15 protein-coding genes are annotated in these 14,832 nt (G+C 66.9%); 10 read left to right on the forward strand and 5 right to left on the reverse strand.

All coding sequences use genetic code 11. The annotated features are described in order from the left end of the window. Window positions 1–142 precede the first annotated feature (142 nt). Window positions 143–928, forward strand: coding sequence for a CsgG/HfaB family protein (locus JT720_RS10935; protein WP_419555396.1), 786 nt, complete (start codon window positions 143–145; stop codon window positions 926–928). Window positions 929–1,063: 135 nt separating this feature from the next. Continuing rightward, entirely contained in the window at window positions 1,064–3,907 is a 2,844-nt protein-coding gene (locus JT720_RS10940) for a M16 family metallopeptidase (protein WP_237219795.1), read from the forward strand. 130 nt (window positions 3,908–4,037) lie between these two features. Here the strand turns inward: JT720_RS10940 and JT720_RS10945 are convergent, their stop codons facing one another. After that, window positions 4,038–5,576: a M20/M25/M40 family metallo-hydrolase gene (locus tag JT720_RS10945; RefSeq protein WP_205481275.1), complete on the reverse strand. Its 1,539-nt coding sequence runs from the start codon at window positions 5,574–5,576 to the stop codon at window positions 4,038–4,040. Window positions 5,577–5,706: 130 nt separating this feature from the next. Next, window positions 5,707–6,705, reverse strand: coding sequence for a UDP-glucose 4-epimerase GalE (galE, locus tag JT720_RS10950; RefSeq protein ID WP_205481276.1), 999 nt, complete (start codon window positions 6,703–6,705; stop codon window positions 5,707–5,709). A 110-nt stretch (window positions 6,706–6,815) separates the two neighbouring features. Between galE and JT720_RS10955 the strand changes: the two genes are divergently transcribed. The 3 genes from JT720_RS10955 (at window position 6,816) to gpmA (ending at window position 9,162) form a co-directional block, all read left to right on the forward strand. Then, window positions 6,816–7,244 carry a hypothetical protein gene (locus JT720_RS10955; protein ID WP_205481277.1) on the forward strand — a complete coding sequence of 143 codons (429 nt, stop codon included), beginning with the start codon at window positions 6,816–6,818 and terminating at the stop codon, window positions 7,242–7,244. Window positions 7,245–7,327: 83 nt separating this feature from the next. After that, window positions 7,328–8,473, forward strand: a complete 1,146-nt coding sequence (locus JT720_RS10960; RefSeq protein ID WP_205481278.1) for a M14 family metallopeptidase — start codon at window positions 7,328–7,330, stop codon at window positions 8,471–8,473. After that, a complete protein-coding gene (gene gpmA / locus JT720_RS10965) occupies window positions 8,473–9,162 on the forward strand; it encodes a 2,3-diphosphoglycerate-dependent phosphoglycerate mutase (RefSeq protein ID WP_205481279.1) in 690 nt (229 codons plus the stop codon). Before JT720_RS10960 ends, gpmA begins: the two co-directional genes overlap by 1 nt. On the opposite strand, the gene JT720_RS10970 is transcribed toward gpmA, so the two are convergent. Beyond that, on the reverse strand, window positions 9,159–9,728 hold the full coding sequence (locus tag JT720_RS10970) for a GGDEF domain-containing protein (protein ID WP_237219858.1): 570 nt from the start codon (window positions 9,726–9,728) through the stop codon (window positions 9,159–9,161). The genes gpmA and JT720_RS10970 overlap by 4 nt on opposite strands. Window positions 9,729–9,899: 171 nt before the next feature. Between JT720_RS10970 and purE the strand changes: the two genes are divergently transcribed. From purE to JT720_RS10990, 4 genes are all read left to right on the forward strand, one after another. Beyond that, on the forward strand, window positions 9,900–10,355 hold the full coding sequence (gene purE, locus JT720_RS10975; RefSeq protein ID WP_419555395.1) for a 5-(carboxyamino)imidazole ribonucleotide mutase: 456 nt from the start codon (window positions 9,900–9,902) through the stop codon (window positions 10,353–10,355). Continuing rightward, window positions 10,352–11,410 (forward strand): 5-(carboxyamino)imidazole ribonucleotide synthase, encoded by a 1,059-nt coding sequence (locus JT720_RS10980; RefSeq protein WP_205481282.1) that lies wholly within the window; start codon window positions 10,352–10,354, stop codon window positions 11,408–11,410. Before purE ends, JT720_RS10980 begins: the two co-directional genes overlap by 4 nt. 98 nt (window positions 11,411–11,508) lie before the next feature. Further along, window positions 11,509–11,634 (forward strand): type B 50S ribosomal protein L36, encoded by a 126-nt coding sequence (gene ykgO / locus JT720_RS10985; RefSeq protein ID WP_029941846.1) that lies wholly within the window; start codon window positions 11,509–11,511, stop codon window positions 11,632–11,634. Window positions 11,635–11,735: 101 nt separating this feature from the next. Further along, window positions 11,736–12,020: a hypothetical protein gene (locus tag JT720_RS10990; protein WP_205481283.1), complete on the forward strand. Its 285-nt coding sequence runs from the start codon at window positions 11,736–11,738 to the stop codon at window positions 12,018–12,020. Window positions 12,021–12,157: 137 nt separating this feature from the next. On the opposite strand, the gene JT720_RS10995 is transcribed toward JT720_RS10990, so the two are convergent. Together JT720_RS10995 and purT are read right to left on the reverse strand one after the other, a co-directional pair. Then, complete coding sequence (locus JT720_RS10995) at window positions 12,158–12,583, reverse strand: hypothetical protein (RefSeq protein WP_205481284.1); 426 nt, start codon at window positions 12,581–12,583, stop codon at window positions 12,158–12,160. Between the two features lie 16 nt (window positions 12,584–12,599). After that, entirely contained in the window at window positions 12,600–13,772 is a 1,173-nt protein-coding gene (gene purT, locus JT720_RS11000; RefSeq protein ID WP_205481285.1) for a formate-dependent phosphoribosylglycinamide formyltransferase, read from the reverse strand. Between the two features lie 114 nt (window positions 13,773–13,886). On the opposite strand from purT, the gene JT720_RS11005 reads away from it, so the two are divergent. Next, entirely contained in the window at window positions 13,887–14,765 is an 879-nt protein-coding gene (locus tag JT720_RS11005; protein WP_237219794.1) for a peptidylprolyl isomerase, read from the forward strand. The last annotated feature ends 67 nt before the right edge of the window (window positions 14,766–14,832 follow it).

Below are 14,832 nucleotides of genomic sequence, written 5' to 3' on the forward strand. Positions count from 1 at the left end.
AGAGCCGTGCCGCCCTGTCATGCGCGGCTGCTGGCGAGACTTGGCGGACGATGGTAAGAGCGCGCCAAGCCTCGGGGCGCGCGGGGGGTATTTGCGCGTCACGGCGTATCGGCTGTTATTCACCACCACAGGGGGTCTCCACGTGCGTAAGCTTTTCCTGGCCGCTACGGCCACAACCGTTTTCCTGTCCACGCCCGCCTTCGCGCAAAAGCAGACCGCGCCCAGCAGCGGCCGCAAGGACCAGCAGCAGGGCATGGCCGAAATCCCGACCTGCACCCGCTCGCTCGGTGTGCTCGCCATCGTCGAGCCCGAGAACCAGTGGTGGCGGGAGCTGAACCTCGGCAGCCCGGAGCAGATCATCCGCATTTTCGTGCAGAAGTCCGGCTGCTTCACCTTGGTGAACCGCGGCCGCTCCATGCAGAGCCGGGCCATGGAACGCGCGCTGGCCGACCAGGGTGAGCTCCAGAAGGGCAGCAACCTGGGCAAGGGTCAGGTGAAGGCGGCGGACTACTTCCTCGAGCCGAACATCGTGTCGTCGAACAGCAACTCGGGTGGCGGCGGAGTCGGTGCGGGCCTGGGCGGCGCGATCGGCGGTCTGTTCGGCGGAGCGGGACGGGTGATCGGCGGCCTCGCCGGCGGGATCAACATCAAGAAGGGTGAGGCCAACGTCACGCTGTCCGTGGTCAACGCCCGCACGACGGAGGAAATCGCTGTCGAAGGCTACTTCCGCAAGCGCGACCTGAGCTGGGCCGGCGGCGGCGGTGCGGGCTGGTGGGGCGGCTTTGCGGCTGCTGGCGCGACCGGCTACCAGAATACCGAGATCGGCCAGATCATCGTGCTAGCTTACCTCGACGCCTACAAGAAGCTTGTCGGCGAACTCGGCGGCCTGCCGGCGAATGCGTCGGCGGCGGCACCTAGAGCGCAATGAACGAAGCCGGGCGGCGGCGGACCGACCGCCGCCCGTCGAACTAGAATGCCCGTTCATCGATAATCGTTGCGCACGCGCGCACGCGGGATAACAACTCGCTCCCACGAAGATCCCCTTCCTGGAGCTCCCTGCACGATGACGCGTCTTTCCCGCCTGACCATGTTGCTCGCCAGCGCCTCGGCGCTCGCCGCCTGTGCAACCAGCGCCCCCTCGTCCGAGGTCGCCAGTGCGCCGCCGGTAGCCGCCGCGGCTCCAACGTCCACCGGCCCGGCCCCAGTCAGCGCGCTCGTTGGCGAGGTCAAGATCCCGCACGAGCGGTTCCAGCTCGACAACGGCCTGACGGTTATCGTCCACACGGATCGCAAGGCGCCGGTGGTAGCGGTCAGCACGTGGTACAACGTCGGCTCCAAGGACGAGCCGAAGGGCAAGACCGGCTTTGCGCACCTGTTCGAGCACCTAATGTTCAATGGGTCGGAGAACCTGCCGGGCGACTATTTCACGTACCTCGAGCAGATCGGCGCGACCGACTATAACGGCACCACCTGGTTCGACCGGACCAACTACTTTCAGACCGTTCCGACCGGCGCGCTGGAACGGGCGCTGTTCATGGAATCCGATCGCATGGGCTACCTGCTCGGCGCGGTGACGCAGGAGAAGCTGGATAACCAGCGCGGCGTCGTCCAGAACGAAAAGCGTCAGGGCGACAACCAGCCGGGCGGCCTGCTCGACTATGACATACTCGCGGCACTCTTCCCGGAAGGTCATCCCTACCACCACGACACCATCGGCTCGATGGCGGACCTCGACGCCGCGAGCCTGGAGGACGTGCGCAACTGGTTCCGCGATAATTACGGTCCGAATAATGCCGTGCTGGTGCTCGCCGGCGACATCGACGCGGCGACCGCGCGACCGTTGGTTGAGAAGTATTTCGGCTCCATCCCGCGCGGCCCGGTGAATGATCCTGCGCAAGCCGACGTTCCGACCCTCGCTACGCCCAAGACCATCGTCCAGAAGGACCGCGTTGCAGCCACTCAGATCCGGCGCGTCTGGGCCACGGGCGGCCTGCTCGACGACGATGCCGAGGCGCTGAACCTCGGCGCCAAGGTGCTCGGCGGCCTCGCCAGCTCGCGCCTCGATAATGCGCTGGTGCGTGACGAGAAGATCGCCGTCTCCGTCTCGACCAGCTACATGCCGTTCCATCGGATCGGACAGTTCACCGTGACCGCCGTGGCCAAGCCCGGCGTGGACACCGCCCTGCTGGAGAAGCGCGTCGACGCGATCCTCGCCGACTTCATCGCTAACGGTCCCACCCAAGAGGAACTGACCCGCGCCTCCACCGACGAAGTCGCCGACATCATCCGCGGCCTGGAGCAGGTCGGCGGGTTCGGCGGGAAGGCCGGCACCCTTGCGGAAGGTCAGCTGTATGAAGGCAACCCCGCCGCTTACTCCGAAACACTCGCCAAGTACGCCAGCCTGACGCCGGCCGACGTTCGCGCCGCCATGCAGAAGTGGCTGAGCCGCCCGGCCGTGCTCGTCCGGCTGGAACCGGGCGATCGACCGCCGTATGTCGAGGCCAAGGGTGGCAAGGCGCCCAAGACCAAGGCGGCGCCGGTCAAGATCACCAAGCGGGAGGTTCCGCCCGTTGGTCAGCTGGCCGCGCTCGACTTTCCTGATGTGCAGCGGGCGCAGCTCTCGAACGGCATCCAGGTCACCTATGCGCAGCGCAGCGCGGTGCCGGTGACGCAGGTCGCCATGGCGTTCGACGCAGGCAATGCGGCGGACTCACCGAGCCGCCGTGGCCTCCAGAACATGGCGCTGTCCCTGCTGGACGAGGGGGCGGGCGAACTCAGTTCGAAGCAGATCGCGGAGCGGCTTGAGGAACTGGGTGCCAACCTCAACGTCATGCCGATGGCGGACCTCAGCATCGTCCGCCTCTCGGCGCTCAGCGACAATCTCCAGCCCTCGCTCGGCCTGCTTGCCGATGTCGTCCAGCGCCCGCGCTTCGACGCCGCGGAGGTGGAGCGGGTTCGCACCCAGCTGCTGACCCAGATCTCGCAGGAGCAGAAGGACCCCAACCAGATGGCCCGCCGCGCGGCGCCGGCGCTGCTGTATGGCCCGAACCACCCCTATGCGGTTGCCGGCTCCGGTGATCCGGAGGCCGTGAAGGCGATCAGCCGCGACGACTTGACGGGCTTCCAGCAGCGTTGGCTCCGGCCCGACAACGTGACGTTGTTCGTGGTATCGGACCGCCCGCTGGCGGAAATCACGCCGCAGCTGGAGGCGAGCTTCGGCAAGTGGGCGGCTCCCGCGACCGCAAAGGGCGTGAAGCAGTTCACCGCTCCCCCCGCGCGCCTGTCCAAGCCGCGGGTGGTGCTGATCGACCGACCGGGCTCACCACAGTCGGTGATCCGCGGCGTGCAGCTGACCCCACTCGACCCGAAGGGCGACACGCTAGCAGCAACCACTGCCAACGACGTGCTCGCGGGCAGCTTCCTTTCCCGCCTCAACATGGACCTGCGCGAAACCAAGGGCTGGTCCTACGGTGCTGGCGGTGCCTTCACCCTCAACCGGGAGGCCGCACCATTCCTGGTGAGCGCCGGCGTGCAGGCCGACCGGACCGGCGACTCGCTCGCCGCGATGGATCTGCAGGTCCGCCAATTCCTGACCAGCAAGGGCGTCAACGACGAGGAACTGAGCCGCACGGTTGCCAACAACATCAACGGTCTGCCCGGTTCCTACGAGACCGGCGAGGCCGTGCTTCAGGCGATGATCGAGAATGCGCTGCTCGGCCGTCCGGACACCTACCAGGAAGAACTGGCCGCCAAGTACCGCGGCATGACCCAGGCCAGCCTGGACCAGGCCGCGCGGGCAAACATCGACCCGAACGCCTTCATCTGGGTGGTCGTGGGCGATGCCGCGAAGGTGAAGCCGCAGCTCACGAAGCTCGGCATGCAGGTCGAGGAAATGCAGCCACGCTAGAGTCACGCGGTTCGCAGCTTCGCTCGTCCTGAGCGGAGCGCGTCAGCGCAGTCGAAGGGCGTTCTTGGTCAGCAAGCCGAAAGCGCCCTTCGACCTCGGCTCTTCAAGCCTCCGCTAGGACGAGCGCCCCCTACCGCTCCGCCCGCGGTTCGCCCGGCGCCACCAAGTCGGCGAAGTAACTGCCCTTGATCCACCGCGGACGCTGCGGCGCGTCGGCCAGCGTTCGGGCGATCCGGTAATTGAGCTCACCATAGCGGGCCAACGCGGTCCAGCGGATGGGCTGCTTGAGGTCATCGTCGACCTGGTGATACGCCTCCTCGAAGAAGCGCGCCCAGACCTCCTTGCCGCCATTGGCATGGCCAGTGAACAGGAGCACGGAGGGGACACCCTTCATGACCAAGGGATAATGGTCGGAGCGGGTGAATATGCCCTGTTCCGGCATGGGATCGGGGCCGACGCCAAGCCCCATCGTCTTCGCCGCATCGGCTACCGCGCGCGCGACCGTGCTATGGTCGGCTCCGAAGGCGACCACCTCCGTGAAATCGTAGAGCGGAACCGGCATGTCGAGGTTCACCGCGCCCGCAACCTGGCGGAGCGGCACCGTCGGGTTGGACGCCCAGTACGAAGCGCCCAGCAGCCCCAGTTCCTCAGCCGTGTGCGCAATGAAGAGGACCGACCGCTTCGGCGGCTTGCCCGAGCGCACGAAGGCGCGCCCCGCCTCGAGCATGGTCGCAATCCCCGCGGCATTGTCGAGCGCGCCGTTGTAGATGGCGTCCTCGCCAGGCTTGGCGTCCGGGTCGATCCCGAGATGGTCGAGGTGACCCATCAGGATCACGGTCTCCGACCGCAGCTTCGGGTCGGTGCCGGGAAGGAGCCCGAGCACGGCAGGGCTCGTGAACTCCTCCCACTTCATCTTGTCCTGCAATGCGAAGCGGGGCTTCAACGCGAACCCCTTCGGATGCCGGCCGCCGGCCGCCTCCGCCCGAATCCTGGCGAGGGATTGCGCCGCGCCTGCGAACATCCGCTGGGTCGTCGCCTCGGACACTCCCGCCCGAAACCGCAGTCCCGCTGCCGTGTTGCCCGTCCGTCCCTTCGCGTCCACCCAATCCGTGACCCTCGGCCGCGAGGCTCCGCGGACGGTTCCGGCCGGAGAGTCGCTGCCTGGATCGATCTCGATCAGGCCAATCGCACCGGCGGCCGCGGCGAACTCATCCTTCTGCTGCGACAGGTGCGCCGCCACTTCAGAAGGCAGGCCCTTCGGGGTTCCGGAGAATGCGACCGCGATCTTCCCCTTGAGGTCGAGCCCCCGGTAATCGTCAAAGCGGTAGCGCCCGTCCGTGATGCCCCAGCCGACGAACACCATCGGCGCCTCGATCCTGCGCTCCCGCTCGGTGATGCTCGGACGGACAGCAGCGTCGGACCCGACGCTCAGCGCCTCGCGCGTGGCGCCGCTGATCAGCTCCAGCCGCGGACTTCCCTCGTGGGTAGCGCGGCGGAACGGCACGCGTTGATACCAGCTGCCGTTCTCGCCGGCGGGCTGCATGCCCAGACTACGGAATTGGCTGGCGACATAGAGCGCCGCCACCTCATGCCCGCGCTCGCCCGCCCCGCGGCCCTCGAGCAGGTCGTCCGCCAGGAACTCGACGTCGGCCTGAACCCGGTCGGCCATGGCCCGGGGTGCTTGCCACACGCCTGCGGGAAGCGGTGGAGGCGGGGCGGGTTGAGCGGTCGGCGGCGCTGGGGCCGTCCCCAGGAGGAGTGCGGCAGCAGGGGCGAGCAGCAGGTGGCGAAGCGGCAAATCAGTCTCTTTCGTCAGCGAGTTTCCGCTCCCACGCGAGCGCGTCACGGATGATGCCCTCGATATCGTCCCGCTTCGGCGACCAGCCGAGCCGTTCGACCAAGCGGCGGTTGGTGGCGACCAGTTGCGGGGGATCGCCGGCCCGCCGTGGCCCCATGCGCCGCTCGATCGCCGAACCGTTCACCCGGTCGAGCCCGTCGAGCACCTGCAGCACCGAGAAGCCGCGCCCGTAGCCACAGTTGAGCGTGAAGCTCTCGCCCGGTTCAGCGATTAGCTTCTCGAGCGCCGCCACGTGTGCGTCGGCGAGGTCGGACACGTGGATATAGTCGCGAATGCAGGTGCCGTCCGGCGTCGGGTAATCGGTCCCGAACACGTCGACATGGCTGCGCTTGCCCACCGCGGTCTCGCACGCGACCTTGATCAGGTGCGTCGCGCCCTTCCCCGCCTGGCCAGAGCGGCCATGCGGGTCCGCGCCCGCCACGTTGAAATAGCGCAGAGCGCCGTAGTTGAACGGGTACGCCGCGGCGCAGTCGGCGAGCATCCATTCAGTCATCAGCTTGGATGCGCCATAGGGATTGATCGGCTTGGTCGGCTCGTCCTCTGCAATCGGCACCCGCTCCGGTGCCCCGTACACAGCTGCGGTCGAGGAAAAGAGGATGTGGCGAACTCCAGCCGCCAGGGCGGCGCCGATCAGCGCATGTGTCGCCACCGTGTTGTTGCCGTAGTAGAGGTGCGGGTTCTCGACGCTTTCCGGAACCACGATGGAGCCGGCGAAGTGCATGATCGCCTTCACGTCATGCTCCCGCAGGAACGGCTCGATGGCCTGCCGATCGCCGATGTCCGCCTGCAGGAACGGCACGCCATTGGGGATCGCCTCCCGCCGGCCGTTGGACAAATTGTCGACAACCACCACGCGCCAACCGGCGTCATTGAGGGCAAGAACCGCGTGGCTGCCGATATAACCGGCGCCTCCGGTGACGAGGACTGTGATGGGATCCATGGCTGCGACCGCTAGCCGAGCCCTAGCGCTCCTGCCAAGCAAGGAAGCGATTTACGCGATTTTAAACGAGCCTCGGGAAGACATAGGGCGTCCTCCAGCAGGGAAATGCCATGCCCTCTCGTCCGATTCTCGCCGCAACCCTCATCGCCCTTGCTGCAACCCTGGCGGGCTGCGCAAACGGCGTCCCTACTGAGGCAACTGTGGCCACCATCGACCACACCTGCGAGATCATCGAGAAGGTGTCGCGTGAGGTGAAGGACCCGCGCGGCGGCGGCGGCACGATCGAAGCGACGGAGCAGTCCTCCCGCAAGGGCGAGTGCAAGTCCGTCGGCGAGTGGAAGGAAGTCCGCTCCAAGCGCAACAAGCAGGTCGAGGGCACGGCCGACGTCCACGTGACGTATCGCGCGCCGGACGGCAGCTTCCAGACCGGCACCGTCACCTACACCGGCCGCGACGACGAATTCTACGAGCTCAAGGCCGGCGACCCCCTCAAGATCATGGTCGACGCGGAAGATCCCAAGCGCATCTGGAAAGCCTGACCGGGAACGCCGTCCCGGGCTTCCCTAGTCCGCTCCCGCTGACTATCAGGCCGCCGGTCTTCACTCCTTGGCGGCAGATGTTCATGTCCATCACGATTTCCAGCGCGTTCGATTCCGGCAACATCCGTGTGGTCGGACAGGACGGAGACCGCATCGACCTGGAGATCGTCAACGATCACCTGAGCGATTTCTACCAGTGGTTCCACTTCCGGGTGGCCGGCGCCGAAGGGCGTTCGCTGGAACTGCGAATTCTCAACTGTGCGGGCTCGGCTTATCCGAACGGCTGGCCGGGCTACAAGGCGCGTCTCAGCTACGACCGTGAGGACTGGTTCCAGGTCCAGGAAACCCACTACGCCGACGGCATCCTCACCATCCGCTTCGTGCCGGAGAGCGACCTCGCCTGGCTCGCCTACTTCGCGCCGTACTCGATGGAACGCCACCACGACCTGGTCAGCGCCATCGCCGCGCTGCCGGACGTTCAGTATCGCTCGCTGGGCAAGAGCCTCGATGGGCAGGACATCGACTGCCTGACCCTGGGCGACGGCCCGCTCACCGCCTGGATCTACGCCCGCCAGCACCCGGGCGAGAGCATGGCCGAGTGGTTCATGGAAGGCGCGCTCGAGAAGCTGGTCGATCCCGACGATCCCGTCAGCCGCGTGCTGCTCAGCGAGGTTACCTTCCACATCGTGCCCAACATGAACCCGGACGGCAGCCGCCGCGGACACCTGCGCACCAATGCGGCGGGCACCAACCTCAATCGCGAGTGGCACGCGCCCTCCGCGGAGAAGAGCCCGGAAGTTCTCTGCGTTCGCAATGCCATGGACCAGAGCCCGCCCGATTTCGCCATGGACATTCACGGGGACGAGGCGATCCCCGCCAACTTCCTTGCTGGCTTCGAGGGCATTCCCTCGATCACCGAGCGCCAGACCCGCCTGTTCAAGCTGTTCAGCGACACGCTGGAGCGGATCTCGCCCGATTTCCAGACGGCGCAGGGCTATGAGATCGCGCGTCCGGGCGAGGCCAACATGAGCATGTCCACCACGCAACTCGCCGAGCGATATGGCTGCGTGTCGATGACGCTGGAGATGCCGTTCAAGGACAATGACGACCTGCCCGAGCCGGTCTATGGCTGGTCGGCCGAGCGCTCCAAGTTCCTCGCCTACTCCTGCCTCGATGCGCTCCACGGCATCTTACCGGAGCTCAAGGCGGGCAAGGGGGGCCAGGGCTGATGCCCACCCTCGTCCTCCTTCGGCACGGCCAGTCGCAGTGGAACCTCGAGAACCGCTTCACCGGTTGGTGGGACGTCGACCTGACCGAAGCCGGCATTGTCGAGGCACGCGCGGCGGGACGGTTGCTCAAGGCCAAGGGCTTCGAGTTCGACTGCTGCTTCACCTCGCTCCAGACCCGCGCCATTCGCACGCTGCACCTGGTGTTGCACGAACTCGCCTCGCTTTGGCTGCCGGTCACCAAGGACTGGCGCCTCAATGAGCGCCACTATGGTGGGCTGACCGGCCTCAACAAGGCGGAGATGATCGCCAAGGTTGGCGAGGAGCAGGTCAAGATCTGGCGGCGCAGCTTCGACGTGCCCCCGCCGCCGCTCGACCAGAACAGCCCCTATGCCGCGCTCCAACAGGATCGGCGCTATCGCGGCATCGACGTGCCCGCGACCGAGAGCCTCAAGGACACCATCGCTCGCGCCCTGCCCTACTTCGAGGCTGAGATTGCCCCCGCCTTGCACGCCGGCAAGCGAGTCATGATCTCCGCCCACGGCAATTCGCTCCGCGCGCTGGAGAAGCAGCTGTCGGGCATCAGCGATGATGACATCGTCGGACTGGAGATCCCGACCGGCCAGCCGATCGTCTACGAACTCGACGACCGGCTCCGCCGCGTGGACCGCTACTATTTGAGAGAACGCTAGGCCGCGACCTTCACCTCGTACATGGCCTGATCGGCGCGAATGATCACCGCCTCGGCCTCGTCGCCCGGGTGGATCATCGCAATGCCGATCGCCGCCGACAGCGGGATCACCACGCCGTCGTGCACGAACTGTCCTCCGGCGATCCGCTCGGCCAGCCGCTGGGCCGTGTCTTCCGCCTGCTGCTCGTCCGTCCGTTCCAGCAGGACCGCGAATTCGTCGCCTCCGAACCGGGCAACACAGTCGCTCTGCCGAACATCGGTGCGCAACAACTCGGCGACGTGGCACAGCGCGGCATCCCCTGCGTGATGGCCGAAGCTGTCGTTCAGCAGCTTTAGCCCGTCCACATCGATGAACAGCATCGCACCTGTGTCCCCGTAGCGGGTCGCCCGATCGATCAGCTTCTCGAGCTGGCGAACGAAGCCCCGCCGGTTGAGGAGCGGCACCAGCGCATCGTTGTGCGCGAGCTGGTCCAGGTCCTCGATGCGCTGTTCGAGACGGGCCACGGTTGCGCGAAGTCGGCTGATCTCCTCGATCAGCAACGTGGGATCAGAGCTTTGAAGCGACATATCGGTCACGAAGGTGATCCTGAGCGGGTGCACAAACTATAACCCGGATTAAGATGGATGTGGAATCTTTCCACGAGGACGTGACCGTTGCGTGACGTCCACACTGTTCCTAAAGCCCGCGGAGCTTGAGGCACGGGGACCGAAATGGGCGGCGCATCGGTTGGAATCATCATGGGCAGCTCGTCGGATTGGGAAACCATGCGGCACGCCGCAGAGGTGCTCGATACGCTCAACGTCTCTCACGAGGTAAAGGTCGTCTCCGCGCACCGCACTCCAGAGCGCCTGTATCGTTATGCTACGGAAGCGAAAGACCGTGGCCTCAAGATCATCATTGCGGGCGCGGGCGGTGCGGCGCACCTGCCCGGCATGGCTGCGTCCATGACCAGCCTGCCCGTCCTCGGCGTTCCGGTTGAAAGCAAGGCGCTGAATGGCGTCGACAGTCTCCTGTCCATCGTCCAGATGCCGGCCGGCGTTCCGGTCGGCACGCTCGCGATCGGCCGGGCGGGTGCGGTCAACGCCGGACTGCTCGCCGCGTCCATCCTGTCGCTGGGGGACCCGGAGCTTGCCGCCCGGCTGGAGCGCTGGCGCGGGGCGCAGACGGACGCCGTGGGAGAGAGCCCCGAGTGATCGAGCCCGGCGCGATCATCGGCATTGTCGGCGGCGGCCAGCTCGGCCGCATGCTCAGCATCGCCGCCGCCCAGCTCGGCTACAAGTGCCACATCTTCGATCCGCACGAGCATCCGGTTGCCGCGGACGTCGCTGCCCATTTCACCCGTGCAGCCTTCGACGATGTCGAGGCCCTGCAGCGATTCGGCGAGCATTGCGCCGTTGTGACGTACGAGTTCGAGAATCTCCCGGTCGCCAGCCTCTCCGTGCTTGGGGCCAAGCTCCGCCCGGGCACACGCTCCCTGAAGGTCGCTCAGGACCGGGCCGAGGAGAAGGCATTTATTGAGGCGAGCGGGGCCCAGGTCGCCCCGTGGCGGTCTGTCGTTTCGCTCGCCGACGTGCAGGCCGCGGTGGAAGCGCTGGGCTGCCCCTTGGTGCTCAAGACTCGACGCTATGGCTATGACGGCAAGGGCCAAGCCTGGGTCCGCTCACCGGAAGAAGCCGCTTCGGCGTGGAAGGCCATCGGCGCTCAGCCGGCCGTTGCCGAAGCGGGCATCCGCTTCGTTGCCGAATTCTCCATCATCCTGGTGCGGGGCAGCGACGGCACGGCGATCCGCTTCGACGCGCCGGAAAACGAGCATGAGGGCGGGATTCTGCGTCGCTCCACCGTACCGGCGAGCGCCGCGGTGCAGGCCCAGGCCGAAGCCGCGGCCGCCATGGCGGTCGGTATCGCCGAAGCGCTGGACCATGTCGGGGTTCTCACCGTCGAGTTCTTCGCCTCGGCCGATGGTCCGATCGTCAACGAGATCGCACCACGCGTCCACAACAGCGGCCACTGGTCGATCGAGGGCGCGGCCACCAGCCAGTTCGAGCAGCACATCCGCGCCTGTGTTGGCCTGCCGCTCGGCTCTACCCGCCTGCGCGCTCCGCAGGTCACCATGCAGAACCTGATCGGCGACGACGTGCTCGCCTGGCGCGAGCTGGTCTCGGAGAAGGGGGCGGCGGTCCATCTCTATGGCAAGGGCACGCCCCGTCCTGGCCGCAAGATGGGTCACGTCACCCGCCTGCACGACTGACCGCTCTCCTTGACTCTTGGGCGCTCACCCCATAGGGGCGCGCCGAAGCTTTCGAGCATCAGCCAACAACACGAAAAGAGAACGGGCGGTCACCGGCCATGAAGATTCGCAATTCCCTGAAGTCGCTGAAGGACCGGCACCGGGACTGCCGCGTGATCCGTCGTCGCGGCCGCACCTACGTCATCAACAAGACCAACCGTCGCTTCAAGGCACGCCAGGGTTAAGGCCCCAAGCGGGAGCTATCCCGCAGTTCGTCGTGTCGAACGAACGGCTCATCGTTCGTTCATCTGTCCGTGCTCATAAGAAGGCGGACAGGAGTACAAGGATGAGCATGTTTCACCGCACCACATGGATCGTAGCCGGCTTCGGCCTGGCCGCGCTTGCCGGTGTCTCGGGCGCATCCGCGACCACGGCTCAGTCCGGGCAGAACTGCACCTCGCCGCCTGGCATGAACTACATGATCTGCAACGGCCAGCGCGTGCCAAAGCCGACCAACCGCGTTGTCAACGCGGATGGCAGCTGGCGCGAGGAAACGCGCCAGGGCAAGTGCGTGGTCATCAAGGAAAAGAGCGCGTCGGGCGAATACAAGGAAACCCGCCGCTGCGACTAAGGCGCGGCCGGCGCAGCTCGCCCTTCCTGCGCTTACGCTGAGCTTTTCGAAGCGTTGCCCGGCCCCTCTTAACCTGCGCTCACCCTGAGCCTGTCGAAGGGCGTGCTTAGCAAGCGCTGAGCTGACGCAATGACCGCCTAGCCGGCCGGCGCCGCCATCCCCCTCGCGGTTCGCCCGCTCGGGTCCGCCGCGATCTTGCACTCCGGCAAGCCCAGCGTCTTCATGTCCTGGCACGGCCGCACCTGCGCCGATCCGTCCGCACCGACGAAGATCGCCCAGTCCCGCCGCTCGTCACAATTGGCGGTCCACATCGACAGCTTGTTGTACTCGGTGACGTAACCGGACCGGGTAACGCGCTGGCAGCGGATCCCGCTCGCCACGATCGCGCGCTTGAGGCCGATGTCACGGTTCATGTCGGACAAGTTGTGCAGCGCGTCCTGCTCCGGACTGCGGATGGCGATCTGCGGTTCGTTGGTGGTCACGGCCGGCTGCTGTTGCTGCTCCCCGCCGCCGCCGCACGCGGCCAGGCCGCTCATCAACGCCATTCCGATCAGCTTGCGCATGCTCACCTCTCCTGCCTCACTCCTCATAACGTATGCGAATGCGTGAGGCTGCGTCGACCGCCCGCTCCACCGCCGCCGCCACCGTCCCCGCCCGGGCGAGCGCCACGCCCATGCGCCGGTTGCTAAGGGTACGGGGCTTTCCGAAGAGGCGCAGGTCGACGGGGCCGTCCGGCGTGGACAAGGCCAGCGCATCGGCGACGCCTTCAATTCCAAACGCCTCGCTCTCCCGGTCCGCCAGGATTACGGCCGAGGCGGATGGGCCCCAGGTCAGGATCGGCGCTACCGGCAGCCCGAGAATTGCCCGAAGGTGCAGCTCGAACTCGTTCGGGCTCTGGCTCATCAACGTGACCATGCCCGTGTCATGCGGCCGCGGGCTCAGCTCCGAAAAGATCGCCCGCTCCCCTGCGATGAAGAACTCCACGCCGAAGATGCCGTGTCCGCCCAAGGCCGTCACGACCTTCGCCGCTTGGCTCTGCGCCGAGCGCAGCGTCGCCTCCGACATGGCCGCCGGCTGCCAGCTCTCGCGATAGTCGCCGCTCTCCTGCCGGTGCCCAATCGGCGCGCAGAAATGCACCCCGTCGGCGGCGCTGACGGTCAGCAGCGTAATCTCCGTATCGAAGCGGATGAACTCCTCGACGATTACCCGCGGCCGGTCGCCGCGCATATTCGCCACAGCATAGTCGTAGGCCCGGCCGAGCTCTTCCACCGTCGCCGCCGTGCTCTGCCCCTTCCCGCTGCTCGACATGACCGGCTTAACCACGCAGGGCAGCCCCACATGCTCCGCCGCGGCGATCGCCTCATCGCGGCTCTCGGCGAACCGGTAGCGGCTGGTCTCCAGTCCCAGTTCCCGCGCGGCGAACTCCCGGATCCCGTCCCGATTCATGGTGAGCTGCGCCGCCTTCGCCGATGGCGCCACCCGCCACCCCTCCGCCTCCAGTCCGGCGAGCGTAGCCGTATCGATGGCCTCGATCTCCGGTACGATCACGTCGGGCCGGTGCTTCGCCACGGCTGCCCGCAGCGCCGCGCCGTCGAGCATCGAGAAGACCTCGAACCCGTCCGCGACCTGCATAGCCGGCGCGCGCGCGTAACGGTCGCAGGCAATCACCTCGCAGCCCAGCCGCTTGGCGGCGATGGCGAACTCCCGGCCAAGCTCGCCCGAGCCCAGCAGCATCAGTCTGGCGATGAACATGGGGCCCCTTACCGTCATTCCCGCGAAAGCGGGAATCCAGCTCCTGTCACATCTGCAGGCGCGCAGTGCCAGTGCTGGATTCCCCCCTCCGCCGGAATGACGTACGCTGGCTCCATGAGCATCCTCCTGACCGCCGCCGCGCTGGCCGCCGCCCCGCCCGCCAAACCGCTCACGCCTTCCGACATCGTCGCCCGGGCCCCCGCGTCGGCGTGGCGGACCATCCCGGCCGAAGACCTGCTGGTCATCGACCTTTATCCAACCGGGCGGACCGTGATCCAGCTCGCTCCACAATTCGCGCCCGTGCACGTCGCCAACATCCGCGCCCTCGCCGATGCGGGCTACTGGACGGGCTCCTCGGTCTACCGAGTGCAGGACAACTATGTCGTGCAATGGGGCACGAACGAGGGCGGCAAGCCTTTCCCCAAGGCCGTCGTGAAGCGTCCACCTGCGGAATATGACCGGCCCTTGCACGGTCTTAAGGTCCGCCCCCTCGGCTATCCGGACGCTTACGCGCCGCAGGTCGGCCATGCTTTGGGGTGGCCGGTCGCCTGGAACCCGCGCACCGGCCGGGCGAACCTCACCCATTGCTACGGCTATGTCGGAGTTGGGCGCGACATGGCGCCGGACACCGGCACAGGGGGCGAGCTCTACGCCGTGATCGGCCATGCTCCCCGCCACCTGGACCGCAACATCGCGGTGGTGGGCCGCGTCGTGGACGGCATCGAGCAGCTGAGCGCTCTGACCCGCGGCACGGAAGCGCTCGGCTTCTACAAGGAAGGGAGCATCGCGCGCCGGATCCTCAACATCCGCCTCGCGTCCCAACTTCCCGCCGGGCAGCAACCCTCGTTCCAGGTGATGAGCGAGACGAGCCCCAGCTTTGCCGCCTATGTCCGCGCTCGCGCCAACCGGAAGGACGACTTCTTCCAGGTTCCGGCCGGCGGGGTGGACTTATGCAATGCGCCGGTGCCCATCAGGAGGACACCGGCGCGCTAGCAGTCCTTCATGTCTGGTCTCCCCCGCCGGCGAGCGCTGCCTGTCCGGCGCGCGTCAGGTCGCCGGG

This window comes from Sphingomonas arenae, assembly GCF_016924655.1.
In the GTDB taxonomy this organism is placed as follows: Bacteria; Pseudomonadota; Alphaproteobacteria; order Sphingomonadales; family Sphingomonadaceae; genus Sphingomicrobium; species Sphingomicrobium arenae.